Consider the following 25,035-nt stretch of genomic DNA (forward strand, 5'->3'; position numbering starts at 1 on the left):
CTCAACGATGCGTGTCGAGCAAGCGTCCCACGGCCTCGAGTACGGCATCAGGTACTTCTCGGTGAGGGACGTGATGGCAATCGTCGAGGATCAGGCATTCGCTCGACGCACTCGAGAGCGTGGCCAAGTGCTCCGGGTGCGCCACCGACCCGTATTCGTCGTGCTCGCCATGCAGCACCAGCAGGGGGCAGTGGATGGCGTCGATCGAGTGCTCGATTGTCCAGTGACGATAGTCTTCCCCCAGCCAGGTGCGGGTCCAGGCGTTGAGCACCCAGGGCGCCTTGGCACCGTGATAGCGCTCCAGGCGCGCCATTTGCCCGGGTTGCGCGAACTGCACCTGGGCTTCGCGGATGCCCTGCAGCGTACGGTCCTCGACGAATGCCTGCGCCGCGACGGTAATCAGCGCCGAGCACTCTCGGGGGTAGAGCGAGGCGCAGGCTGCGGCCATGGCCCCGCCTACGCTATGGCCCAGGGCAACGAAGCGCTCGATCTGCAAGGCCACTTTGAGGTGGCGGAAGCAGTGCTCAGCCTCATCGCGAATGAACGTCAGCGGCAGAGGTCCCGGAAAGACATCGGATTGGCCGAAACCGAGGCGGTCATAGGCGATCACTTCGCGGCCGGTGGCCTGGCTCAGTTGCCGGGGGAAATCCCGCCACAGCGCAACGCAGCCCAACGAGTCATGGAACAGGATGATCGGCGGCAGTTGGCCGTTGCCCGGATTGCTCGCGGGGAACCAGCGACTACAGAACAGCTGTCCGCGCGGCGTGTCGATCCAAAGCGTTTCGGTGTGGGTTGGCAATGCCATGCAAGACCTCGGTAGATGGCTCGGCGCATTCGCAAAAGACGCAGGGTAGCAGGTGCCGGGCAATCGTCCAGACGGACGATGCCTGGCGCCTGGGTGTTTTGTGACGATGTGCCCAGGCCTTGATTCCACAGGAAACCCGGTGATGAGCACCAGTGCTGTCGAGATTACCAACCTGCTCTACCGCTATGCCGAGTACATGGACGGGGGCGACCTGGAACGCGCCGCGGCGCTGTTTCACCATGCGCGGCTGAAGGTCCCTGGCCGTGAACATGATCTCGATGCGAGCGAAATCCTGCAGGTATGGAGGCGACAGATCACCTTGTACCCGTGCGGCACACCGCGCACCAAGCATGTGATCACCAACCCGATCATCGATATCGACGAAAACGCCGGGCGGGCAACGGTACGTTCCTGCTACACGATCCTGCAGGCAGCCCCGGGCCTGCCCCTGCAAGTCATCGCCGCCGGCCGCTACCACGACGCATTCGAGCGGGTCGGACAGACCTGGCGCTTCAGCTTGCGCGACTACTCCCTGCTGGAGTTGATGGGCGACCTGAGCGCTCATTTGAAAGGCTTCGCCCTGGGGCAGTAGTTTCGCCTTCGGGGTGTCGATTGTGCCGCTTCTTGTTCGACTACCTGTACGTGCACCTGTACCCGGACGAATGAGGAGAGGACCATGCGCAAGCTCACTGTTGCTGCGTTCACCAGCCTGGACAGCGTCATCCAGGCGCCGGGCGGGCCTGACGAGGATACCAGCGGCGGATTCCGCTTTGGCGGCTGGATCGTGCCCTACGCCGACGAAGTCTTTGGCCAGGCCATCGATGCATTGTTTTCGCAACCCTTCGAATTGCTGCTGGGGCGGCGCACCTACGACATCTTCGCAGGCTACTGGCCACACCAGACCGCGCCCGAGAACCAGTTCATCGCAACGTTGTTCAACCGTGTGCCCAAGCACGTGGCCACCCACCATCCCAATACGCTCGAGTGGCAGAACAGCCACGGGCTGCAGGGCACTCTGGCCGAGGCGATCAGTGCGCTCAAGCAACAGCCGGGCGACGACCTGTTGACCCAGGGCAGCGGCGAACTGGTACGCCAGCTGCTGGCGGCGGGGCTGGTGGATGAGCTGCGCTTGATGATCTTTCCCATCGTGCTTGGGCGTGGCAAACGCCTGTTCGATGACAACGCCCATCCCTCGGCCTTCACCCTGGCAGACTCGATCCTCACCCCGGGCGGGGCGTTGATCACCCATTACGTGCGCAGTGGCGAAGTGCGGACCGGGACGTTTTGAACCTGGCGTGGTAAGTGCCGGGTATTGGACTGGGTATATTCGCGCAGGTTATAGGGATGTATCCAAGTCGTCTTGTACGGCACGCGCCAGGGCTTGCCGGTTTGCGGGGTTAGCGTTTAGCTGGTCGATGGTGTGGGCGTGAGCCAGCGCCACGACTTGAAAATCCCAATAACGACCCATGGCGCGTTGATCGACTCAGGGTGAGGCACGCGCCGATGACCAAGGTGCACACCATGAGCACACCCCTGGATTTGAATGCGTTGAAGGCGCGCCAGCAGGCTGCCTGGGCCAGCGGCGACTACGCCGTGATCGGCACGACCTTGCAGCTGGTTGGCGAGCGCTTGGCTGAAGCCTGTGATTTGCGCTGGGACGAACAGGTGCTGGATGTCGCTGCCGGCAATGGCAACGCCACGCTGGCTGCGGCACGGCGCGGTTGTCGGGTTACATCGACGGACTACGTGCCCGAGCTGTTGAAACGAGGTGAAGAGCGTGCACGGGCAGAACACCTGAATGTCGAGTTCCAGGTGGCCGATGTCGAAGCGCTGCCGTTTCGTGACGGCGCTTTCGATGTGGTGGTTTCCACGTTTGGGGTGATGTTCGCCCCCGATCAGGCGCAAGCGGCGAAAGAGCTTGGCCGTGTCTGTCGGTCGGGTGGGCGGATTGGCCTGGCCAACTGGACCCCGCAAGGTTTCATCGGGCAGATGTTCAAGACTCTGGGCCGGCATGTCCCGCCACCTGCTGGCGCGCTACCGCCATCGCGTTGGGGCGACGAGGAACAGCTGCGCAGTCTGTTCGCCGATAGCCTCGGCAACCTCTCGGTCAATCGCCAGCAGTTCAACTTTCGTTATCGCTCGGCGGCGCATTTCATCGACGTGTTCAGGACCTGGTATGGCCCGGTCCACAAAGCCTTTGCATCGTTGGAGGCGGCCAACGCCAGCGCCCTGGAAAACGACCTGACCCAACTGCTGAACGACCACAACGTGGCGGGTGCCTCGTCGCTGGTGGTGCCCAGCGAGTACCTGGAGGTCGTGATCAGCCGGCGCTGAGGCAGGCGCGGGCTTGCCCCGAGGCCAGTACAACCTGCACGCTCGAGGTTGTCTGGCCTGCGGCCGCTTCGTGGCCGATCGTGGAGCAATCCACTCCCACCTCTTAGAGCGCTACCACGGGCGTCAGGGGGGCAGGTTCGCGGCGAATGGTGCCCAGTGGGACGATCACCAGCAGCAAGGTCAGGATCACGGTCACGGCAATGCCCCAGGCGGCCAGAGTGAAGCCACCGAGCGAGATCAGGCCGCCGGAGATCGCCGGGCCCACGGCCAGGCCCAGGCTCAGGAAGCTGCTGGCCGCGGCCACCACCCGGCCTTCGCGGTCCAGGGCTGCCGCCAGGCCGGTCAGGTAGCTCAGGGCATAGAAGTAGGTGATACAGATGGTCATTACGCCTGCGGTGTACAGGGTCTTGGAGTGTTCGCCCAGTACATAGCTCAGGCTGGTGCCGCCGGTCAGCAGGATCGCCAGGATCACCGGTGTGCTCATGCCGAAACGCTTGCCGACCATGGCCGCGATCAGCGGTCCGATCAGGCCGACGAACGACTGGAACGACAGCAGCACGCCCAGTTCGTCACCGCTGTAGCCGACCATGGTGCCGATGCGCTCGACGAACGCCCAGCCCATGGTGTCGCGGGCCTGGAACACGAACATCGCCAGCATCATGCAGATCGCCGGCAGGCTCAGCAGGATATTGCCCGCACCTTTGCCGGAGCCATGGGAAAACGGGCAGGGTTCGGCAACGGGCGCGCGCTGGGCCATTGCCGGAATAGCCAGGAGCATCACCGCCATGGTCGCGGCCATCGCGTAGTAGAGCCCCGACAAGCCATACAACGCCATGACCTTGGCGTAGCCAAGCATCACCACGATCATCAACAGCACCGACAGCACGTTCATGTGCCCGGCAATGCGGTCCGGGTGCTTGGCGCTGGAGACCGCGGCGTTGCCGCAGGCCAGTGCCAGGCCGGCACCCAGGCCTGCCAGGCAGCGAACGGCGGCCAGGGTATAGATGTCCGCGATGTTGGCGCTGGCAATGTTGGCTGCTATGGCCAGCACGGTTCCGGCCAGGGCCAGGGTGCGCCGGGGGGCGCGACCCATGAAGGGGGCGATCAGCAGCGAGGCGAGCATGGTGAAGCCGAACTCGGCCGACATCAGCAGCCCGGCCTGGGCTTCGTTGAGTTGCAGGTCGTGGATGATGGCGCTGATCAAAAAGGGCAGGGCCCACAGGCCGAGCAAGCCGACGCCATAGGCGGAACCGGCGGCGGAGAACACCAGACTCCAGCTCTCGGGCAGGAAGTTTCGTATTGTTGTTTTCATGAGGTGATCCGTGAGTGGCAAGGCACGTCGTGGTTAGTAGCGCGCCCCCAGGGCGCGCTTGCAGGGTGTGGCGTTACTGTTGGCTTTCGTCGACCGGGGTGCCGTCGTCGTACTGCGACAGCCAACTGACCATGGCGTCGCGGTAGCGGGTGAAACCCTTGTAGTCGACCAGTTCCTGGTCGAGGTCGCGGATCACCCGGTGCATGCGCTTGGCCCATTGCGGGGCGAACTCGGCCAGTTGCTTGAGGCTGACCAGGTAGGTGCGTACCGGGAACAGCACGGCGTTGCTGCGTGGCAGGCGGTGCAGCGGTTGCAGCTCGATGCGCAAGTTGACCAGCTCGCCGGCGTTTTCCGGGGTAACGATGGTGCGCTCCGGTGCCCAGTCCGGCAGGGTCTCGGCCGAGGTCTCCAGGCGCGGATTGACGGTGATCGACCAGTTGGTACGGCGCACCGGGTGGCCGGGGCGCAGGCGCAGCAGGAACTTCAGGGCACGTTGCAGGATGCCCATTTCATGCAGCTTGGGTACCGGGCCGTGGAACTCCATGAAGCTCATACCCAGGTTGAAACGCAGCGAATAGTCCGCCCGCTGGGTAGCCATGCCGGCACCCATGACCAGGGTCTCGTCGCGCTCTTCGAGGAGAATGAACTCGCCTTGTGCCTGGCGGGTGATGTACTCCATCGGGTCCATCGGCAAGGTGGAGGCGTCACCGAAGGTGAAGGTGTCGTCGATCTGCAGCGGGCGGTTGATCCAGTGCCACTGGCTGCCGTTCTTCTCCAGGGTGAAGTGCTCGGGGAAGTCGCGCGAGTAAGATTCCATCAGCAGTTCGAGCAGGTCCCACTGGGCTTCCATCATGTGCGGCAGGGCGGCGTAGTGGATGCCCGGCTGGCTGTCGAGGGTGTGCGCGCGGTGATGGCACTCGGAGATGTAGTGCTCGTCGATATCGAACTGCGCCCGCAGAGCGCCTTTGCCGAACGGGACATGCGGCTCGACGTTCATCGAATACATGTACTGGTCTTCCGGGTAGGGGAAGGGCAGGCGCAGGATCGCTTCGCGGCTGTTGCTGTAGGTGTGGTCGCTGCCGGCGTCGGCGTAGGTTTCGATTGGCTTGAATACGGTCATTTTGTTGTTGTCCTGTTTCAGAGGTCTACGACCAGGCGGCTGCAGTTGGCACGGGATACGCACGGCATGAATTTGCGCTTGCTCAGCTTGTCGTCCTCGCTGAGCCAGTCATCGCGATGGTCGAGTTCGCCATCGACTTCCAGTACTTCGGTCTCGCAATAGCCACAGGCACCGCCCCGGCACAGGTAGGGCACCTTGTAGCCGGCCTGTTCGGCGGCTTCGAGCAGCGATTGCTCGGCCGGCACCTCGATCGTTACGCCCTGGCGTGCAAGGGTGACGCTGAACGGCTGGCCTGTGGAGCCTTGTTCGACGAAACGCTCGTAGTGGATATGGCTGTCGGTCCAGCCCAGGGCGTGGGCGCTGTCGAGGGTGTCGTCGATCATGCTGTCCGGGCCGCAGACATAGACGTGGCTGCCCAGCGGGCGGCCGGCCAGTACGCTGCGGATGCCCAGGCGCTGCTCGCCCTGCACGTAGAGGTGTATGCACTGGCCGTAGCGGGCTTGCAGTTCCAGGCCCAGGGCGGTGTGCTCGGGGCCGCGCACGGCCAGGTGCAGTTCGAAGGTGGACTGCTTGACGTGCAGTTCTTCAAGCTGCGAGTACACCGGGGTGATGCCGACGCCGCCGGCGATGAACACATGCTGGCGGGCGTGCTTGGCCAGCGGGAACAGGTTGGCCGGCTGGAGGATCTGCAGCAGGTCGCCTTCGCGCACCATATCGTGCATCAGGCGCGAGCCGCCACGGCCATCGCTGACCCGGCGCACGGCGATTTGGTAGGCGCTGGAGTCGTACGGCGAGCTCATCAGCGAGTAGGCGTTGCGGTGTGTCTTGTCGCCGTCTTCGAGCACGACCACCACATGGCTGCCGCCGGAGAACGCCGGCAGGTGTTTGCCGTCGGGGTCGACCAGGGTGAAGCGCTTGATTTCCGGGGTCAGTTGTTCGACCCGGGCGACGCGCACGCTCAAGGTGCCGTTATGGGTATTCATGTGTCGAGCTCCTCGGCAGGTGGCAGTTCGCCTGGGACTTCGCCATCGGCCTTGATGCCCTGGAAGGCAGCCAGGCGACGGGAGTAGTGATCGCGCACCACCAGGTTGAGCTGGCAGCCGGGGCAGGTGAACACCCGTTGGGTGACGTTTTCGGTGTAGGTATCGCAGTGCGCGCACCAGACTCGGCGCACCAGGGTGCCGCTGTGTTCGCGCAGCACTTCGTCGCGGTTCAGGTCGACGGCGTTAGCGGCTTGCATGGCGGTCCCGATGAAGCTTTCCGAGCCGCTCAGGTACAGGCGGGTGCCCATGTGGGCAGCGCTCAGGCGCTCGCGCAGGGCGTCGATCAGCGCCTGGTTGCTGGCGAACACTTCGAGCCCGGCGGCCTCCGCGTCTTGCAGGGCCTGCAAATGGCTGTGGCCGGAGAACGACTCGGTGGAATACAGCAGGGAGCTGTTGTGGCGCTGGGTCTCGGACATGTCCGCGAGCAGTCGCAGCATGGCCGCGCCGCCGCTGCCCTGGCCCGCGATCAGGTGGTGCAGGCCGCCTGTCATGGGTTGCAGCCGGTCGTAGACCGGGCGGCTCTTGATGCCGGTGATAAGCATGGTGGTACACCTCGTAAGCCGTTACCGCCGTTGTGCCGAACGGTAACAAAGACGGCTGGTTTCAGACGCAGGCAGGGGAGGAAGCAGAACCCATGCCATATTGCCTATGGTTTTATATGTTTTATATCGAGGGCCCATTTCGGGCAGTTTCATCAGGCGCAACTGTGAAATCGGTGGTGCTGCCAATGCCTTGGCGTGGTGCGCGGCGCCCGGTTCAGGTGCGCCACGCGTCTGTTGTCAATGCTTGAACATGACGTGACGCACGCAGGTGTAGTCTTCGAGCCCGTACATCGACATGTCCTTGCCGTAGCCAGACTGCTTCATGCCACCGTGGGGCATCTCGCTGACCAGCATGAAGTGGGTGTTCACCCAGGTACAGCCGTACTGCAGGCGTGCGGCCAGGCGGTTGGCGCGGCCTACATCGTTGGTCCAGACCGAGGAGGCCAGGCCGTAGTCCGAGTCGTTGGCGTAGGCCAGGGCCTGGGCTTCGTCGGTGAAGGGGGTGATGCTGACCACCGGGCCGAAGACTTCACGCTGGACGATCTCGTCATCCTGGCGGGCATCGGCCAGCACGGTGGGTTCGAAGAAGAAGCCCGGGCCTTCGGCGCGCTTGCCGCCGGTGATGACGCGGATATGCGGCAGGGCCTTGGCACGTTCGACGAAGCCTTCCACACGCTCCAGGTGGTCGCGGGTGATCAGCGGGCCGAGTTCGGTCTGCGGGTCGTCCTGCAGGCCCATGCGCAGGCTGCCCACGGCGTCGCCGAGCTTGCTGACAAACGCATCGTAGACACCTTGCTGCACATACAAACGGCAGGCGGCGGTGCAGTCCTGGCCGGCATTGTAGAAGCCAAAGGCGCGGATGCCTTCGACGGCGGCGTCGATATCGGCGTCATCGAAAATCAGCACCGGGGCCTTGCCGCCCAGTTCCATGTGGGTGCGTTTCACGCTGCTGGCCGTGCCGGAGATGATCCGGGAGCCGGTGGCCACCGAGCCGGTCAGCGAGACCAGGCGCACCTTGGGGTGGTTGACCAGTGGCTCGCCCACACTTGGGCCGCGGCCGAAGAGGATGTTGACCACGCCGGCCGGGAACAGGTCGGCCATCATCCGTCCCAGCTCCAGGGCGGTCAGCGGGGTTTGTTCGGAAGGCTTGAGCACCACGCAGTTGCCGGCGGCAAGGGCAGGGGCGATCTTCCAGGCGACCATCATCAGCGGGTAGTTCCACGGTGCGATGGAGGCGACCACGCCCAGCGGGTCGCGGCGGATCATCGAGGTATGCCCCGGCAGGTATTCACCGCCGGCAGAGCCCGACAGGCAACGACTGGCACCGGCGAAAAAGCGGAACACGTCGGCAATCGCCGGGATCTCGTCGTTGAGCGCGGCCTGATAAGGCTTGCCGCAGTTCTGCGACTCCAGGCGGGCCATGGTCTGCGCCTGGGCCTCGATGCGGTCGGCCAGCTTGAGCAGCAGCTGTGCGCGCTCCTTGGGTGGCGTCTGGGACCATGCATCGAACGCCTGGTCGGCGGCTTGAACGGCGGCATCGACCTGTTCACTGCTGGCTTCGGCAATGTTCACCAGCACCGAACCCTCGCTGGGGTTGTATACGGCGTAGGGGCTGCCTTGGCCTTCGACCAGCTGGCCGTTGATCAGGAGTTTGGTATGCATGGCGTATTCCTTGGTCGTTTTGTAATTGGAAAATCGCTGGGCAGATGCAGCAGAATCCGCGCTGGTCTGCTATACATATGAAACCATATCTTAAAGTTTGAAGTTTGCCAACTGCCTTTGAAATGGCCGTACGGGCCAAAAAATGGGCAATTAAGCGGTATCGGACGACCGGCCGTTCACTATAAGATGCAAAAATGAATCTTTTAGCCCAGGCGCGCGCTATGCCTGGCAACTGCTTGATAGGGAGAGGCAATGACTGCCCTGAATTCTGCTCGTAATACCGCCTTTATCCGGTTGCGCCAGGAAGGGCGTACCGATGAGGTGGCGCGAAGATTGGTGGAGGCCATTGAACTGGGCCTGTTTGCCGAAGGGCAGCAGTTGCCCAGCGAATCGGAACTGGCCCTGCAACTGGGCGTCGCCACCGTTACCCTGCGCGAAGCGCTGGTGGTGCTGCGCCAGCGCGGCCTGATCGAGACTCGTCGAGGGCGCAATGGCGGCAGTTTTGTCTGCGCGCCGGTGGAGTTGCCCGAAGCGTTGTTGCTGCAAAAACTGCGTGACATGAGCGGCCCGGACTTGCGCGACCTGGGCGACGAACAGACCGCGATTTCCGGTACGGCGGCGCGCCTGGCCGCCAAGCGCAGCTCGCCGGAACAGCATGCGCGCATCGCCCAGCATATCGAGACCCTCAAGCAGGCCGGCTCGCGGCTGGCACGGCACCGTGCCGATGCGCGCTTTCATATCGAGGTGGCGGCAGCCGCGCAATCATTGCGCCTGACCCACACCGAGATGCGCCTGCAGTCCGAAGTCGGTGAGTTGCTGTGGCTCGAGGCGGCCGGTGGCGGCGAGGTGACGGTGGTCGAACAGGAGCACCGGGCCATCCACCAGGCCCTGGTCGCAGGCGATTCGGTGCTGGCTGGCGCCCTGGCCGAGGCTCATGTGAGTCGCGGCATCAAGCGCCTGATTAGCTTGCGCCTGGAGTTACTGGCCGAAGTGGACGCGGTCTGAAGCCGCTGTCCGAGTGAATAAAGGCGCCACCCCTGGCGTCGTAATTGCATTGCGCTGCAGCGTCCCATAAGAACAAAGCCGAACCTGCGTGAGGAAATGCCATGTTTGCCCTGAGCGACAACGATCCCCTGTCCATCTGCGCCCAGCAGCTGGACAGCACCCTGGGGACCATCTTCAGTCAGGTCCGCCAGTTAGTGGAAGAAACCCGAAACCTCTGGGAGCGGATCCTGAGCGAGGGGCGCCAGCCTGCCGCCCGTGACCTGGCCTCGCTGCGCCCGGCCATCGACCGGCAGTTGCTCGCCACCGGCGCCTTTGGCTGCGGCGGCGGTGTGATCGTCGAGCCCAACTGCCTGGCCGACCGCGAGATGCACCTGGAATGGTGGTACCTGGCCGATGGCGGCAAGACCCTGCCATTGCGCCCCAATTTCGACCGGCGCCGCGAAAACTACTACGACTACACCGAAATGCCTTGGTACCGCCGGCCCCGCGATACCGGCAAGAGTGTTGTCGAGGGGCCCTACGTGGACCTCTATGGCACCAACATGTATGTGCTGACCTTCACCATGCCGATCCACGTGCAAGGGCGATTCATTGGGGTCGCCGGGCTGGACCTGTCGCTGCACAACGTCGAGCGCCTGTTGGTACGCAGCCTGATGCGCCTGGAGCATGAGGCGGTGCTGGTGTCTGCCGACGGTCGGGTGATTGCCTCCAACACGGCCAACTGGATGGTCGGCGACCTGGCCCATGCGCTGTTGAATACCTTGCCGGTGGACGGTATTCGCCTGGCCCTGGCGGAGTCCGAGGCGGGCTGGTCGCTGGTGCGCTTGCCGGCCTTGCGCAAGGTGAATTGAGCGCGGGGCAAACCCGCCCCCACTGTAGGAGCGGGCTTGGCCCGCGATCAGGCCGACACGGCAGAGCACAGCATCTCAATCAGCCTTTGCGGCCACACTGTCTGCTGCGTGGCACGCAGCTCCTCCACCGACCACCAGTGATGCTCGGCCATCACTTTCACCTCGTGCTCGGTCCAGTCGGCGCGAGACAGCGCCTGGTTTTCCACGTGCACGACGAAGTACTGCTCGACCGAGAACACCCACTCGCCACTGGGCAGCATCATTTCAAACCTGCGTTCTGCTACTGCGTCGGCAACCGCAGTGACCTGGATGCCGGTTTCCTCGCGTAGTTCACGTATCGCGGCCGCCTGGAAGGTTTCGCCTTCCTCGAGCCCGCCGCCCGGTGTGGCCCAGTGTTCCGATCCGGCCAGTGCATCGTCGGTGTGCACGAACTTGAACAGCAGCACCTGTTGAGAGGGGTTTATCACCAGCAGTCGTGCTGATTTTCGCTCACGCATTTGAAAGGTCTTCCCTGGAGATCGAGAGGTTTGGCGGGCGCGTACTTTCGCTGCGTTGGTCGTGCTTGGCAACTACGCTGTCAATCACACCGCGTTGCCAGGGCGTTGCAAGGGATCTTCGTTGATGTTGGTCATCGAGCAGTTGCGCAAGTCGTTCAGTACCGCCCAAGGCCTGCTGCCGGTACTGCAGGGGGTCGACCTGCACCTGGCGCGTGGCAGCAGCCTGGCGCTGATGGGCGAGTCGGGCAGCGGCAAAAGCACCTTGCTGCATTTGGTGGCGGGCCTCGATCGGGCTGACAGCGGGCGCATCCTGATCGACGATGAACCGCTCGACAATCGCTCGGAGTCGGCACTCGCGCGCTGGCGCCGGGAGGGCATCGGACTGGTGTTCCAGCAGTACAACCTGATCAGCAGCCTGGATGTGGGAGCCAACCTTGCGTTCCAGGCACGCCTGGCCGACCGGCACGATCCGCAGTGGCTGGATTATCTGGCCGGGCGCCTGGGCCTGGCGCAGGTGCTGCAGCGTTACCCGGAGCAGCTGTCGGGTGGCCAGCAACAGCGGGTTGCCATCGGCCGGGCATTGGCCGGGCGCCCCGCGCTTCTACTTGCCGACGAGCCCACCGGCAGCCTCGACGAAGCCAGCAGCGATGCGGTGTTGGGCTTGATGCTGCAACTGGTCGGCGAGGCGGGCAGCAGCCTGTTGATGGTGACTCACAGTCACCGCCTGGCGGCGCGACTGCAACAGCGCTGTGTCCTGCAGGCCGGGCGCGTGCAGCCCGAGCATCGCTGATGCACGCATTGACGATTACCCTGCAGGCACTGCTGAGTCATTGGCGGCGCCACCGCCTGCAGTTCTTCAGCATCCTGACCGGGCTATGGCTGGCCACCGCACTGTGGACCGGCGTCCAGGCCCTTAACAGCCAGGCGCGCAGCGACTATGCCCGCGCCAGTGCCGTGCTGGCGGGGCCACTGCACGCGCAGCTGATACCGCGTGATGCCGAGCGCTTCGACCAGTCGCTCTACCTGCAACTGCGCAAGCTTGGCTGGCAGGTTTCCCCCGTGCTGGAGGGGCGCTTGCGCTTTGCCGGCGAGCAGCCGCGCAGTATTCGCCTGCTCGGTATCGAGCCGCTGAGCCTGCCACCGTCAACGGCTGTTGCCGGTGCGCGCCCGGAGGACTTCGACCTGCCAGCGTTCACCGGCACGCCGGGGCAGGCCTGGGTGGGGCCAGATACCTTGGAGCAACTGGGCATGCGTGCCGCCGATCAGGCGGTCGGCAGTGAAGGGCAGGGGTTGCCTCCGTTCGTCCTCGTGCCGCAACTGGCGCCGGGGGTGATCGTGGTGGATATCGGCCATGCCCAGGCATTGCTGCAGGCGCCCGGGCAGCTGTCGCGGCTGTTGGTGGCGGGCCAGCCTGGGCCCTTGCCCGCTGCCATTGCCGGGCAGCTCGAGCTGCAACCGCCCGGTGATGACGGTGGCCTGCAGCGGCTGACCGACAGCTTTCACCTCAACCTTACCGCCCTTGGGCTGCTGGCCTTCGTCGTCGGGCTGTTCATCGCCCACGCCGCCATCGGCCTGGCGCTCGAGCAGCGCCGCGGCCTGATCCGTACCCTGCGCGCCTGTGGCATCAGTTTGTACATCGTGCTGACGGGGCTTGCTCTGGAACTGGGGGTGTTTGCCGTATTGGGTGGCCTGGCCGGGGTGGCCAGCGGTTATGTGCTGGCGGCACTGTTGCTGCCCGACTTTGCGGCCAGCCTGCGCGGCTTGTATGGCGCCCAGGTCGCCGGGCAATTGAGCCTGCCAGCCTGGTGGTGGTTGGCGGGGGTGGTGGTGAGTGTGCTGGGGGCTTTGCTGGCCGGCGTCGGCAGTGTGCTGCGCGCTGCCCGTCTGCCGCTGCTGGCCCTGGCGCAACCCCAGGCCTGGCGCCTGGCACAAGGCCCCTGGCTCAAGCGCCAGGCGTTGGCGGCGGGGCTATTGCTGCTGGTGGTGCTGGGCTGCTGGTGGCTGGGCAACAGCCTGGCCAGCGCCTTCATCCTGCTGGCGGCACTGCTGCTGGCCTCGGCGTTGTTGCTGCCGGCCTTGCTCGACGCCGCACTGGCCTGGCTGGGTGGCGCTTGCCGGCGGCCGCTGAGCCAGTGGTTCTTCGCCGACTGCCGCCAACAGCTGCCGGCGCTGAGCCTGGCGCTGATGGCCCTGCTGCTGGCCCTGGCCGCCAGCGTTGGCGTGGGCAGCATGACCGAAGGCTTTCGCAAGACCTTTGTCGGCTGGCTCGACCAACGCCTGTCCGCCGACCTCTACCTCACCCCCAGGGACGCCGCCCAGGCCCTTGAGCTTCGCGATTGGCTCCAGCAGCAACCGCAGGTTACCGCCGTATTGCCGAGCTGGCGGGTCGAGGTGCGCCTGCAGCAGTGGCCGGTGCAAGTCCAGGGCATCATCGCCGATCCCGCTTATCGCAGCCGCTGGCCATTGCTCGAGCAAAGCCCACATGCCTGGGAGCAACTGGCAAGCGGTCGGGCGGTGATGCTCAGCGAACAGTTGGCCCGGCGCCTGGGTGTGACGCTGGGCGATTCCCTCGAGCTGCCCACAGGTGCAGCGCAGGCCATGACGGTGGTCGGGGTGTATGCCGACTATGGCAACCCCAAGGGGCATTTGCTGGTCAATGCCGATTGGCTGCGCAGGTACTGGCCGCAGGCGAAACTGACCGGCCTGAGCCTGAGCCTGGACCTGGCGCCTGGCAACCTCCCGGCGCTCAAGGCGGCCTTGCGGCAACGTTTTGGCCTGGACGACAGCCGCGCGGTCGAGCAGTCGCGCTTGAAGCACTGGTCGACCGACGTCTTCAACCGCACCTTTGCCGCTACCGCCGCCCTCAACAGCCTGACCCTCGGCGTTGCCGGCATCGCCTTGTTCATCAGCCTGTCGACCCTGGGCCAGAGCCGCTTGGGCCAGCTGGCGCCGCTCTGGACGCTGGGCGTGCGGCGCAGGCAACTGGTGTGGCTGACCCTTGCCCAGACCATGATGCTCAGCAGCCTTACCGTGCTGCTGGCGATCCCCCTGGGCTTGCTACTGGCCTGGTGCCTGGTGGCCGTGGTGAATGTGCAGGCGTTTGGCTGGCGCTTGCCCCTGTACGTGTTCCCCGCCCAGTTGCTGCAACTGGCCTTGCTCGGCGTGTTGACCAGCCTGTTGGCCAGTGCCTGGCCGCTGTGGCAGTTGATGCGGCGCCAGCCGGGCGAGCTGCTGAGGCAATTTGCCGATGAAGCGTGAAGCCTGGGTAGTGGCGATCCTGCTGTTGGCTGGGTGCGACCAGCCTGCGCCCGCGCCCAAGGGGTATGCCGGGCTGGGGCAGGATGCCGGGGCATTCAAGCAGGTGACCCGTGACCAGGCGCTGGTCTTTCCCCGGGACCACGGTGCCCACGATGGCTTTCGTATCGAGTGGTGGTACGTCACGGCCAACCTCAAGGATGCCCAAGGGCAAGACTGGGGCGCGCAGTGGACCTTGTTCCGCTCGGCCCTGCGCCCTGGGCCGGAAACGTCGGGCTGGAACAGCCCGAACCTGTGGATGGGCCATGCAGCGCTGACCGGCCCGGGCGGGCATCAGTCCGGCGAAACCCTGGCACGCGGCGGCATTGGCCAGGCAGGTGTCGAGGCCCAGCCGTTTCGCGCATGGATCGATGACTGGTCGCTGGCGGGTACCGATGGCATCGGGCAGTTGCAGATGCGCGCTCGCGGCCAGGGCTTTGCCTACGACCTGAACCTCACCAGTACGGGGCCGCTGGTGCTGCATGGCGCCCAGGGCTACAGCGAAAAATCCGGCCAGGGGCAAGCGTCGTATTACTACAGCCAGCCGTTCTACCGCGTCAGCGGCGAGGTGCAGCGCGAAGGTCGGCGCGTTGCGGTCACAGGCCGGGCATGGCTGGACCGCGAGTGGAGCAGTCAACCGCTGGCGGCCGGCCAATCGGGGTGGGACTGGTTTTCCCTGCACCTGGGCAGTGGCGCCAAGCTGATGCTGTTCCAGGTGCGCGAACAACAGGGCAAGCCCTATCGCGCAGGTACCTGGATCAGCCCCCAGGGGCAGGCGCAGGCACTGCAAGGCGAGCAGATCCAGCTTGAGCCGCTGCGCTGGACGCGACAGGAGAACGGCAAGCAGGTACCCACGCGCTGGCGGGTACGGGTGCCTGGACAGGGTGTGGATGTAGAGGTCCAGGCGCTGGAGCCCAAGGCCTGGATGCACACCCGCTTTGCGTATTGGGAAGGGCCGGTGCGATTGAAGGGCAGCGAGGGGGGGCGCGAGGAGGGCAGTGGCTACCTGGAGATGACCGGGTATTAGGCGGCGCTCTACCGCTGCTTCACCGTCGGCCGCAGCCTGGCGGCAACCGCTACGCTTTCACGCTCGATTCACGCACGACCAGGGTGGCCAGGGGCGCATCGATGCGCTGGCGTTGCCCTGCGTCGTTGATCTGTTCGAAAAGCAACTCGATGGCCAGTGCCGCCACCTCTTCGAGGTGCATGTTCAATGCCGTCAATGGCGGGGTGGATTCCCGGGCGCGCAAGCCGTCGTAGCGCGTCACTACCTTCACATCCTCGGGCACCCTGAGCCCCCGCTCCAGCAATGCCCGCACTGCGCCTGTCGCAAAGGCATCGACCGGAACGCACAGGCCATCCATGTCGGGGTGCGCGTCCAGGAGCTGAAGGCACGCGGCGGCACCGGCCGCCTCGCCACCGCCTTCGTCAGCCCGGACGATGGCCGGGGCCAGTTCGTTGGCCTCGCAATAGGCCCGGTAGGCGGCCTCCATGTCCAGGTACGAGTGACGCGATTGCCCCCCGATCAGCAGGCCGACGCGCTTGGCGCCTTGCTCGCGCAAGTGCTCCAGCAACAGTCGGCCAGCGATTTCACCGTGCATGTCGATATACGGCAAGGCGGCCTGAGCCTCAGGTTGACGCCCGATCGACACCAGCTTCACACCGCGTTTGCGCAGACGCGCGACATGCGGGTCATTGGCCACCGGTTCGATGATCACGGCGCCGTCGATATCGAGGCTGTCGAGCAGGCCCTGCGCTTCATCCATGGGGGGAACCAGCACCAGGGCCACACCCCGGCGCATCGCCGCCTCGGTCGCGGTGGCGGCAATTTCCATCAGAAAGCCCAGGCGGGACGAGCCACCGGCAACCGCAAACGGCATCGAGGAGAGCAGGGCGATGGCATTGGCGCGCCCGGTACGCAGCCGTTGGGCACGCAGGTTGGGGCTGTAGCCAAGGCGCTCGGCAACTTCCTTCACCAATGCCCGTGTCGCCGGGTCGACTTGCCCGCGGTCGTTCAGCGCGTGGGAAACAGTGGTGCGCGACACCCCGGCGGCATTGGCGACATCGGCAATGGTCAGGCGGCGAGTAGTGCTGTTGGGCATGGATAGGGCGGCTCTATTAAGCGATGAGCGGAGTTATACGCTGCCTGGAGGCTATCAGCTACTCGCGCCCTGGGTTGATCTCGACCACGTTGACATGCCCATGGAACAGGAATACATTCTACCCAAATCGATTTTGGGTTGAATAAAAATCGATTTGGGCGAGCAGATGCCTACACATTCTCGCCAAGGCTACATCCAGATCCAAATAACAATAATTTCAATGGGCCACGGTGCTGGCCCAGGTCGAGGTGGGATATGCCGGATATCGCGAACAACCCAGTTTCACCCGTGGATGAGCGCTTGCCGTGGCGCCAGCTACTGATTTTTGGTGCCCAGCATGTGCTGGTGATGGCGGCATCACCGATTGCCTCGGTCTTTCTGATGGCCACGGCCCTTGGCTTTTCCAGCGAGCTGACGTTGCAGTTGCTCAGCGCCACCTTCCTGGTCTGTGGCCTGGGGACGCTCCTGCAGTCGCTGGGCCTGCGCGGTTGCGGGGCACGCCTGCCCTTCATCATGCTGCCAGGGGGCGCGCCGATCATGCTGTTCATTCTGATCGCCCAGCAAAATGGCGTGGCCACCGCATCCGGGGCGGTGATCCTGACGGGCGTGTTCTACTTTCTGGTGCTTCCGGTGTTCCGGCGGCTGTTGCGGTTCTTCCCCTCGGTGGTGGTGGGCACCATGTTGCTGCTGGTGGCGGTCAACCTGGTCAAGCTGTCGGGCCAGTTGATCGTCGGCCAACCGGGCAGCGCCAGTTTCGCTGCGCCCCAGCAACTGCTCCTGGCCTTTTTCACCATTGCCGTCACGGTGCTGTGCGCACGTTTGCTGCGCGGTACGCTGGGCCAACTGTCGATCCTGCTCGGGTTGGTGGGCGGCAGCCTGCTGGCGGTGGCCATTGGCGCATTCGATAGCTCCGGGTCCAGCCCGTCGTCCTTGCTGAGCCTGCCTACTTTCATGCCGTTCGGAGTACCGCACTTCGATGTGTTCGCCTCGATTCCGCTGATGTTGTTCTGCCTGGTCTCCATGGTAGAGGCCACCGGCCAGACCGTGGCCATCAGCGAGGCGGTCGACAAGCCCCTGGATATAGACCGGGATGTGGTACGCACGATCCGCGGGGACGCGCTGACGTCGATTCTCGGTGGGTTCATGGGCACTTCGCTGATTATCACCAGCGGGGAAAACATCGGCGTCATCCGCGCCACACAGGTTCGCTCACGCTATGTGACTGCCGTTTCCGGTGTGCTGTTGCTGGTGTTCGCACTGCTTGCGCCGCTGGCACGCTTGATCGAGGGCGTGCCGGAAGCCGTGGTTGGCGGTACCAGCCTGATTGTGTTCGCCATTGTCGGCACCATGGGCATCGACATGCTGCGCAAAGTGGACCTGCGCAATCACGGCAACATGTACGTGGTATCGATTGCCCTGGCGGTCGGGCTACTGCCCATTCTCGTACCTGGCGTCTACAGCCAGTTCCCCAACGGTGTTGCCGGCCTGCTCGGCAACGGCGTGGCCATGGGCGCCCTCACGGCGGCCGTCATGAACTTCCTGTTCCATTGCGTTGGTCGCCAGCATACCCCGGTTGACGCCAAGGCCAAGCTGATCAACTCCTGACTCGCACACTAAGGCTTCTATATGAACTGCACTGTTTCCAATCACCTGGCGATTTCGCCAGAACACCTTGTCGCGCCCGATCAACTGCTGGCACCCGACTGGATGCTGCTGCCGGAGGGCCCCCGTCGTGACCACGCCGTGCGCATAGCCAACGGTCATTTCGTGGATGTCGGGCCGCTGGAGCTGCTGCAGGGTCGCTACCCGGGCCATTCGGTGCGCCGTCTTGAAAACCAGTTGTTGATGCCCGGCTTCATCGATACCCATCACCACCTCAGCCAGAGTTTTGGCAAAGGCCTGGTGTTTGGTGAACCGTCGGAAATTTTTCGCCGCGTGTGGATTCCCCTGGAAGGCTCGCTCGATACCGACCTGCTGTACCTGACCAGCAAGCTGGCGGCATTCGAGTCGCTGCGTGGTGGTTTCACCACGGTGTGCGATGCCGGCACTCGTTCCAGGGAAGGTGTCGAAGCGATTGCCCAGGCAGTTCATGAGGTCGGCATACGCTGCGTGCTGGCCAAGACCTGCAACGACCTTGAAGGCACGCGTGTGCTCGATGCCGGCCAGGTGCTCGCGGTGGCCGAGCAGCACCTGGCGCAATGGGACAACGACCCATTGATTACCCCGTCCCTGGCGATCCCGATCCCGGAGATTGCCACCGACCCCACCCTGGGCGCTGCCTATCGCCTGTGCCATGAGGCGGGAAGGGTGTTCCAGAGCCACGTCAACGAACATCTGGTGGCGGTCGAACGCTCTCTGGAGCGTTACGGCGTCCGCCCCCTGGAGCACCTGCACCGGGCTGGCGCGCTCGGGCCCGGGGCACTGCTTGCCCACGCCACGCTGCTCACCTCGAACGAGATCTGCGTGCTGCGCGACAGCGGCGCGGCCGTCAGCTACAACCCGGTCGCCAGTGCCTGGAAGGGCAATGCGGTTGCCCAGGCACACCTGATGCACTGCCTGGGCATTCCCCTCGGCCTGGGAACCGACGGCACCCGTGGCGATGGCTTTCGCCTGCTCGACTACGCCGAGGCGGCCCAGCGCTTTGCCCACGGCTTGCCGGTAGGCGACTCGGTGTGTGGCGGCGGCCAGCTCTGGCTAGACATGGGCACCCAGCAGGCGGCGGACGTGCTTGGGCTGGGCAGGGTGACCGGGCGCATCGCCCCGGGCAAGGCCGCGGATTTCCTGCTGGTGGACCTGGCGGTGCCTGAGTTGCTGCCGTCCTGGAACCTGACCTGGGACCTGGTGCGGCTCGCCAATCGGGACCAGATCCAGGCCGTGGTGGTCCAGGGCGAGGTGCGCCTGTGGCAGGGCTGGCCCACGGACTGGGACGCACGCTCGTTGATGCGCCAGGTGGATGCGCTGGCCAGGCGCGTCGTGGACCAGGCGCCCATCCATAAAGTGCACCCCTTGCCGACTGTGGCTTAACCGACCTGGAACGAGTGAACGATGAATCTACCCTTCGACCCCCTGTACATCATTGCCGTCGCCGTTGCCTGCGGTGCGCTTATCCAGGGCACAACAGGGATGGGTTTTGCACTGATCGTGGCGCCGGTGATGGGCTTGCTGGCGCCCGAGTCGTTGCCCATCAGCCTGCTGATACTGATGTTGCCCCTCAATGCCGTGGTGGCCTGGCGCGAGCGCGAGGCTATCGATTTCAGGGGCAGCTCCTGGATCACCCTGGGGCGTTTCGCCGGCACCTTTGGCGGTGTCTGGATCCTGCTCTGGCTGCCGCTTTCGCAACTCAACCTGCTGATCGGGGTGTCGACCATAGCGGCGTGCCTGGCGACCTGGATGGCGCCGTCCTTCGTGCCCGGGCGCCGCGCGCTGATCTCGACCGGGGTGATCACCGGCATCACCGAAACGGCTACCGGTGTCGGCGGCCCGCCGCTGGCCCTGGTGTACCAGCACTCTCCCGTCGCCACCTTGAGAGGATCTGTCGCCCTGTGCTTTCTGGTGGGTGAAGTGATCTCGCTGGTAGTACTGGCCCTGGGCGGGCATTTGCACACCGAGCAAGTCTCGCCGGTGCTGGCCCTGTGCGTGCCCTTGGCACTGGGTGTGGTCGCAAGCTACTGGGCCCGGCACCTGCTCAACGAATCGCGCCTGCGCCGTTTCGTGCTGATCTTCGCCTTCGTCTCCGGCGCGCTCTTGCTGGTGCAATAAGCAACAAACCCCGCATTCCACAACAAGTACAACAAAGGAATTCGCCATGTTCGCCTTGAAAACCCCCACTGTCCGGGCGGCCTTGCTGTGCGCGTCTGCCTGGTCGGCTTTTGCTGACGCCGGTGTGCTCGACGACAGTCAGGCAACGCTGCTGTTGCGCAACTACTACTTCGACCGTGACTACAGTGACGCTGGTGCGCCGCAAAGCCAGCGTCGGGAATGGGCCCAGGGTTTCGTCTTCAAAGCCACCTCGGGCTACACCCCCGGCGTTATCGGCGCAGGCCTGGATGTGCTGGGCCTGCTGGGCGTCAAGCTGGACAGCAGCCCGGACCGCACAGGCACCGAACTGCTGCCCTATGACCACGACGATGGCCGCGCGCCCGGCAGCTATGGTCGGCTGGGGCTGACCGCCAAGCTTCGCCTGTCGCGCAGCGAACTGCGCCTGGGCGAGTTGATGCCAGACATACCCATCCTGCGTTTCAACGACGGTCGATTGCTGCCGCAGACCTTCCAAGGCGCCATGCTCACCTCGAGGGAGCTTGCACACCTCACCCTGCATGCCGGCCGGATTCACTCCTTCAGCCCGCGCAGTGCTGCCGACAGCGAAGATCTCTACCCCTCGGTTGGCGGCCGTACGGTTGCAACTGCAACCTCCGACCGTTTCACCTATGCCGGTGCCGAGTACAGCCTGGGCAAGGATTCAGCACTGGGGCTGTGGACGGCCGAGCTGGAAGACGTCTACCGCCAGAACTACTACAGCCTCACTCATTACCAGCCCGCAGGTGACTGGACCGTCGGCGGCGTGCTGGGGGCGTTCGATACCCGCGACACGGGGCGCTCGGTTGCTGGGAAACTGGACAATCGGGCGGCCTCCCTGCTGCTCTCGGCCGCGCATGGCGGCCATCGGTTCTACCTGGGCCTGCAGCGGATGTACGGGGAGGATGGCTGGGTGACGATCGACCGCTCGCTGGGCAGCAGCATGGCGAACGACATGTTCGCCAACACGTTCGTCTACGCCCGGGAGCGGTCGTGGCAACTGCGCTATGACTACAACTTTGCAGCGCTTGGCATACCGGGATTGACGATGTTGATGCGCTACACCCACGGCGACCACATCCACACCGCCGAGACCTCCAATGGTCGCGAGTGGGAGCGTGATGTGGGGCTGACCTACACCTTCCAGTTTCGCCAGCTCCAGGGGCTCAGCATTCGCTGGATCAACGCGCAAGTGGGTCGGGATTTCGGCGCGAACGATTTCACCGAAAACCGCCTGATTGTCAGTTTGCCTGTCCAGCTGTTCTAGGGCGTGCAGCCGGGTAGGCGGTGCACGCTTACCCGGAGGCCTCGAGCGCTTCGCGGTACTCGTCATGGACAAGCCTATCCCCCGGTCCTTATGCTCCCCCGACATCACATGAAAAATAACTACAACTTCCATGGATATCGAATTTCCCGCGAGCGCGTTCTGGCGACGTCTTGCCCGGCCGCGTCGCAGCCTGGTGGCGCGCTATACGCTGCTTTCAATTGTGGTCATGAGCGTGGCACTGATCGCCCTGGCGGTGCTCTATGAGCAATTGGCCAAGGACTTGCTCAACCGCCTGACCGGCGAACGCCTCGATGCCCAGGCGCTGTCCACGGCGAACCGGGTATCGTCGTTTCTCGATGACCGCTTCTACCAGCTGTCGGCCCTGTCCAATCATCCCAGCATGCCGGAGTTCATCGCTGACCAGGCTCACCCGGCCGGCGATGTCGATGCCTTGCTCAAGCTCGAAGGCGAATTGCCGTTTCTCTACGGTGTGCTGTTTTTCGACGAGAACGAGCGCCTGCTCAAGGTCATGCCGGGGCAGGCGGCCTCGGGGACACCGTATTGGGAGCGTGAAGGTTGGTCGCTCGACGGCCTGGCGCGACAGACCGTCGGTGATATCGAAGTGATCGGCCCGGTACTCCCCCAGGCGGGGCGTTCGGGCTGGCTGCTGATCCGCAAGACCATTCGCAACGGCCGCCTCGATCACCGCGTGCGTATCGGCCTGCACCTGCGTCTGGCTTCGATCACCGAGCTGCTGGTCAGCTCCGGCCTGGGTGGGGTCGTCACGCCACTGCTGCGCGTGCCGGGCGGGGCGTTTCTCGATGCCACCGGGCGCCAGGTCGAGGCGCCGACCGACTTGCGCGAAGGGCCGGTGATCCTGCCCGGCTGGCAAGTGGTCTTCAGTGTGCAACCTGCGGCAGTGCTCAAACCGCTGGACGACGCCCGCTGGTGGCTGTACCTGGCGGCCGTCGCGTTCATCGGCTTCATCCTGATCGTGTTCTTCACGCTGTCGCGCCAGCTGCGCGCACGGGTAGGCTCGCTGGTGGAAGGGGCGCATCAACTGGCGTCGGGCGACCTCGGCTATCGCCTGGCGGAACAGCCCCACAACGACGAGATCGGTCGGGTCACCCGAGCTTTCAATGTGATGGCCGGGCGCCTGGCTGATGTCATGGAGCGAACCGTGCGCTCGGAAAACCTTGCGGTGCTCGGCACCTTCGCCACCGGTGTCGCCCATGAGGTGCGCAACCCGCTGGCGACCATGAAGACCACCGTGCAGGCCTTGCTGCGGCGCGAGCAGGAAGCGGAAAGGCGCCTGCTGCTGAGCGATCTCTGCGAAGAAATCGACCGCCTGTCCCATGTCACCAGCGACCTGCTCGAATACGGCCGGCCGCGCCCGGCCGTCCCCCAGGTGGTGGACCTGGCCGCGCTGCTGGCACGCACGGTACGGCGGGTAGCGCCCGAGGCCGATGCCAAGGGCATCATCGTGACCAGCACGTGCAAACCGGGCCTGCAGCTGTGGGTCGACCCGGACCAGGCCCAGCAGGTCTTTCTCAACCTCTGTCTCAACGCCATGGAGGCCAGCGCGCCGGGCCAGTGCGTGGCCATCAATGGCCAGGTCTGGGGTGAGCGGGCCTGCGTGACCGTGATCGATCAGGGCTGCGGCATTCCCGAGGCCGCCCTGCAGCAGGTGCGCCAACCGTTCTTCACCCTCAAAGCCCGCGGCACCGGGCTGGGCCTGAGCATCTGCCAGCAATTGCTGGAAGCCAACGCATCGCGAATGAACCTTGCGAGTACTCCCGGCGAGGGTACTGTGGTGACCCTGGATTTCCCCACGCCTGCCGCGACTGACCTGAAGTGAGCGACCGATGTCCGAAATACATGTACTGATCGTCGATGATGAAGAGGCGCTGGTGCGCTCGCTGAGCTACGCCCTGCGTGGCGAAGGCATGCAACCGCGCGCGGCCTACAGTGGCGAGGCGGCGCTGGCGTTGCTGGCCGACAGCACGGTCGAGGTCGATATCGTCCTGCTAGACCTGGGCCTGCCGGGGATGGATGGTATCGCCACCCTCGATGCCCTGCGCAAGTGCCGGCCGCAGCTGCCGGTGATCATGATCTCCGCCCATGGCGACACCCGCGCGGCGGTGCAGGCGGTGAAGGGCGGGGCCACGGACTACCTGACCAAGCCCTTCGAACTGGACGACCTGCTGGCAACCATTCATGGCACCCTCGAGGTGCCCAATGGCTTTGCTGCAGCCCTTGAAGAGCAGGGCGCCTTGCTGGGGCAGAGCCTGGCCATGGGCAACCTGAAGGCAGCGGTGCAACGGATCGCCCACAGTTCTGCCACGCGGATCCTGCTGCTCGGCGAGTCCGGTACCGGCAAGACGCTGGTGGCCCAGGCGCTGCACGCCAATAGCGCGCGTGCCGCGCACCCGTTCATCGAGGTCAACTGCGCGGCCCTGCCGGAGCAGTTGATCGAAGCCGAGCTGTTCGGCTCGGAAAAGGGCGCCTACACCGGCGCCCACCAGAAGCGCATCGGCCTGGTCACCCAGGCCAACAACGGCACGCTGTTCCTCGACGAAATCGGCGAATTGCCCCTGGCCTTGCAGGCCAAGCTGCTGCACTTTCTGGAGAACGGCCGCTACCGCGCCGTGGGTGCCAGCCAGGCCAGCAGCGCCGATGTGCGCGTGGTGGCGGCGACCAATCGCGACCTGGCCGACGATGTGCACCAGGGGCGCTTTCGTGAAGACCTGTTCTACCGCCTCAACGTCATCACCCTGGATATTCCGCCGCTGCGCGAGCGCGGCGACGACATCCTGCTGTTGGCCCGGCATTTCGCCGCGCACCAGGGCAGGGAGGAAAAGGTCGCGCCCATCGAGTTTCAGGCCGACAGCGCCGCAGCCCTGGTGCGCCATCGCTGGCCGGGCAACGTCCGCGAATTGAAGAACCTGATCGAGCGCCTGACCATCCTTCTGCCCGGGCAGGCCATCGGCTGCGCCCAGCTTCCGGCGCACATGCAATCAGCCGAGCCCGCACCCAGCTCGCTGTCGGCGCTGGACGACCAGCTCGAACGTGCCGAGCGTGAGCTGGTCAACAACGCCCTCAGCCGCAGCGCCGGGCACAAGGGCCTGGCCGCCGACCTGCTGGGGATCTCCCGGCATGCGCTCAAGCGCCGTCTACAGCGCCTGGGCATCGAGCGCGGCGATGAGCGCTAACCGCTCAACGGCGCGCGCAGGCTGAGCGCAAGCCGCTCAACATCGCCTGCCAAACGCCGCGCCGGCCTCCGCCGCGGCGCCCTCAAGCCCCTCTGTGAATCACGCAAAGCCTCGTTCCAGAGCGCTTTCGTGTTATCTCATGCAGCCTGCTGCAGAGGCTGGCACAGCCTTTGCGATAACCCCTCTCGCTAACC

The 25,035-nt window shown here is 64.8% G+C and carries 22 protein-coding genes; 14 read left to right on the top strand and 8 right to left on the bottom strand.

Features of this window, described 5'->3' with window-relative positions:
• Position 1: 1 nt before the first annotated feature.
• Positions 2–805 carry an alpha/beta fold hydrolase gene (locus tag NPS58_RS05305; protein WP_274114181.1) on the bottom strand — a complete coding sequence of 268 codons (804 nt, stop codon included), beginning with the start codon at positions 803–805 and terminating at the stop codon, positions 2–4.
• A gap of 142 nt (positions 806–947) precedes the next feature.
• Between NPS58_RS05305 and NPS58_RS05310 the strand changes: the two genes are divergently transcribed.
• From NPS58_RS05310 to NPS58_RS05320, 3 genes are all read left to right on the top strand, one after another.
• Complete coding sequence (locus tag NPS58_RS05310) at positions 948–1,397, top strand: nuclear transport factor 2 family protein (protein WP_274114183.1); 450 nt, start codon at positions 948–950, stop codon at positions 1,395–1,397.
• Positions 1,398–1,481: 84 nt separating this feature from the next.
• Positions 1,482–2,093 carry a dihydrofolate reductase family protein gene (locus tag NPS58_RS05315; RefSeq protein WP_274114185.1) on the top strand — a complete coding sequence of 204 codons (612 nt, stop codon included), beginning with the start codon at positions 1,482–1,484 and terminating at the stop codon, positions 2,091–2,093.
• A 233-nt stretch (positions 2,094–2,326) separates the two neighbouring features.
• Positions 2,327–3,139, top strand: a complete 813-nt coding sequence (locus NPS58_RS05320; RefSeq protein ID WP_274114187.1) for a class I SAM-dependent methyltransferase — start codon at positions 2,327–2,329, stop codon at positions 3,137–3,139.
• Positions 3,140–3,242: 103 nt separating this feature from the next.
• Here the strand turns inward: NPS58_RS05320 and NPS58_RS05325 are convergent, their stop codons facing one another.
• The 5 genes from NPS58_RS05325 to NPS58_RS05345 form a co-directional block, all read right to left on the bottom strand.
• The gene (locus NPS58_RS05325; protein ID WP_274114189.1) at positions 3,243–4,451 is read right to left on the bottom strand and encodes an MFS transporter; all 1,209 of its coding nucleotides are present in this window, start codon (positions 4,449–4,451) and stop codon (positions 3,243–3,245) included.
• 73 nt (positions 4,452–4,524) lie between these two features.
• A complete protein-coding gene (locus NPS58_RS05330; protein WP_274114191.1) occupies positions 4,525–5,571 on the bottom strand; it encodes a heme-dependent oxidative N-demethylase family protein in 1,047 nt (348 codons plus the stop codon).
• Positions 5,572–5,588: 17 nt separating this feature from the next.
• Entirely contained in the window at positions 5,589–6,554 is a 966-nt protein-coding gene (locus NPS58_RS05335; RefSeq protein WP_274114193.1) for a PDR/VanB family oxidoreductase, read from the bottom strand.
• A complete protein-coding gene (locus NPS58_RS05340; protein ID WP_274114194.1) occupies positions 6,551–7,156 on the bottom strand; it encodes a dimethylamine monooxygenase subunit DmmA family protein in 606 nt (201 codons plus the stop codon). Before NPS58_RS05340 ends, NPS58_RS05335 begins: the two co-directional genes overlap by 4 nt.
• Positions 7,157–7,393: 237 nt before the next feature.
• Positions 7,394–8,818, bottom strand: a complete 1,425-nt coding sequence (locus tag NPS58_RS05345; protein ID WP_274114196.1) for a gamma-aminobutyraldehyde dehydrogenase — start codon at positions 8,816–8,818, stop codon at positions 7,394–7,396.
• 252 nt (positions 8,819–9,070) lie between these two features.
• On the opposite strand from NPS58_RS05345, the gene NPS58_RS05350 reads away from it, so the two are divergent.
• Together NPS58_RS05350 and NPS58_RS05355 are read left to right on the top strand one after the other, a co-directional pair.
• Complete coding sequence (locus NPS58_RS05350; protein ID WP_274114198.1) at positions 9,071–9,823, top strand: FadR/GntR family transcriptional regulator; 753 nt, start codon at positions 9,071–9,073, stop codon at positions 9,821–9,823.
• A gap of 101 nt (positions 9,824–9,924) precedes the next feature.
• Positions 9,925–10,674, top strand: coding sequence for a PDC sensor domain-containing protein (locus NPS58_RS05355; RefSeq protein ID WP_274114200.1), 750 nt, complete (start codon positions 9,925–9,927; stop codon positions 10,672–10,674).
• A 47-nt stretch (positions 10,675–10,721) separates the two neighbouring features.
• Here NPS58_RS05355 and NPS58_RS05360 read toward each other — a convergent pair whose 3' ends face one another.
• Positions 10,722–11,171, bottom strand: coding sequence for an NUDIX hydrolase (locus tag NPS58_RS05360; protein ID WP_274114202.1), 450 nt, complete (start codon positions 11,169–11,171; stop codon positions 10,722–10,724).
• Between the two features lie 124 nt (positions 11,172–11,295).
• Between NPS58_RS05360 and NPS58_RS05365 the strand changes: the two genes are divergently transcribed.
• From NPS58_RS05365 to NPS58_RS05375, 3 genes are read left to right on the top strand one after another with little or no spacing between them, the layout of a single operon-like run.
• On the top strand, positions 11,296–11,961 hold the full coding sequence (locus NPS58_RS05365; RefSeq protein WP_274114204.1) for an ABC transporter ATP-binding protein: 666 nt from the start codon (positions 11,296–11,298) through the stop codon (positions 11,959–11,961).
• Positions 11,961–14,429, top strand: a complete 2,469-nt coding sequence (locus tag NPS58_RS05370) for an FtsX-like permease family protein (protein ID WP_274114206.1) — start codon at positions 11,961–11,963, stop codon at positions 14,427–14,429. The genes NPS58_RS05365 and NPS58_RS05370 overlap by 1 nt, the downstream gene beginning before the upstream one ends.
• Entirely contained in the window at positions 14,419–15,492 is a 1,074-nt protein-coding gene (locus NPS58_RS05375) for a lipocalin-like domain-containing protein (RefSeq protein WP_274114208.1), read from the top strand. The genes NPS58_RS05370 and NPS58_RS05375 overlap by 11 nt, the downstream gene beginning before the upstream one ends.
• Positions 15,493–15,541: 49 nt before the next feature.
• On the opposite strand, the gene NPS58_RS05380 is transcribed toward NPS58_RS05375, so the two are convergent.
• Positions 15,542–16,567: a substrate-binding domain-containing protein gene (locus NPS58_RS05380; RefSeq protein ID WP_274114210.1), complete on the bottom strand. Its 1,026-nt coding sequence runs from the start codon at positions 16,565–16,567 to the stop codon at positions 15,542–15,544.
• Between the two features lie 255 nt (positions 16,568–16,822).
• Between NPS58_RS05380 and NPS58_RS05385 the strand changes: the two genes are divergently transcribed.
• The 6 genes from NPS58_RS05385 to NPS58_RS05410 all read left to right on the top strand — a co-directional run bounded on the left by NPS58_RS05385 (position 16,823) and on the right by NPS58_RS05410 (position 24,841).
• A complete protein-coding gene (locus NPS58_RS05385; RefSeq protein WP_274114212.1) occupies positions 16,823–18,172 on the top strand; it encodes a uracil-xanthine permease family protein in 1,350 nt (449 codons plus the stop codon).
• A gap of 21 nt (positions 18,173–18,193) precedes the next feature.
• Positions 18,194–19,591: an amidohydrolase family protein gene (locus NPS58_RS05390; RefSeq protein WP_274114215.1), complete on the top strand. Its 1,398-nt coding sequence runs from the start codon at positions 18,194–18,196 to the stop codon at positions 19,589–19,591.
• A 21-nt stretch (positions 19,592–19,612) separates the two neighbouring features.
• Complete coding sequence (locus NPS58_RS05395) at positions 19,613–20,326, top strand: sulfite exporter TauE/SafE family protein (protein WP_274114217.1); 714 nt, start codon at positions 19,613–19,615, stop codon at positions 20,324–20,326.
• Between the two features lie 46 nt (positions 20,327–20,372).
• Complete coding sequence (locus NPS58_RS05400) at positions 20,373–21,629, top strand: OprD family porin (protein ID WP_274114218.1); 1,257 nt, start codon at positions 20,373–20,375, stop codon at positions 21,627–21,629.
• A gap of 130 nt (positions 21,630–21,759) precedes the next feature.
• Positions 21,760–23,487 carry a HAMP domain-containing sensor histidine kinase gene (locus NPS58_RS05405; protein WP_274114219.1) on the top strand — a complete coding sequence of 576 codons (1,728 nt, stop codon included), beginning with the start codon at positions 21,760–21,762 and terminating at the stop codon, positions 23,485–23,487.
• 7 nt (positions 23,488–23,494) lie between these two features.
• On the top strand, positions 23,495–24,841 hold the full coding sequence (locus NPS58_RS05410) for a sigma-54-dependent transcriptional regulator (protein WP_274114220.1): 1,347 nt from the start codon (positions 23,495–23,497) through the stop codon (positions 24,839–24,841).
• Positions 24,842–25,035: the final 194 nt, after the last annotated feature.

It is taken from the genome of Pseudomonas putida, assembly GCF_028682455.1.
Taxonomy (GTDB): domain Bacteria; phylum Pseudomonadota; class Gammaproteobacteria; order Pseudomonadales; family Pseudomonadaceae; genus Aquipseudomonas; species Aquipseudomonas putida_AA.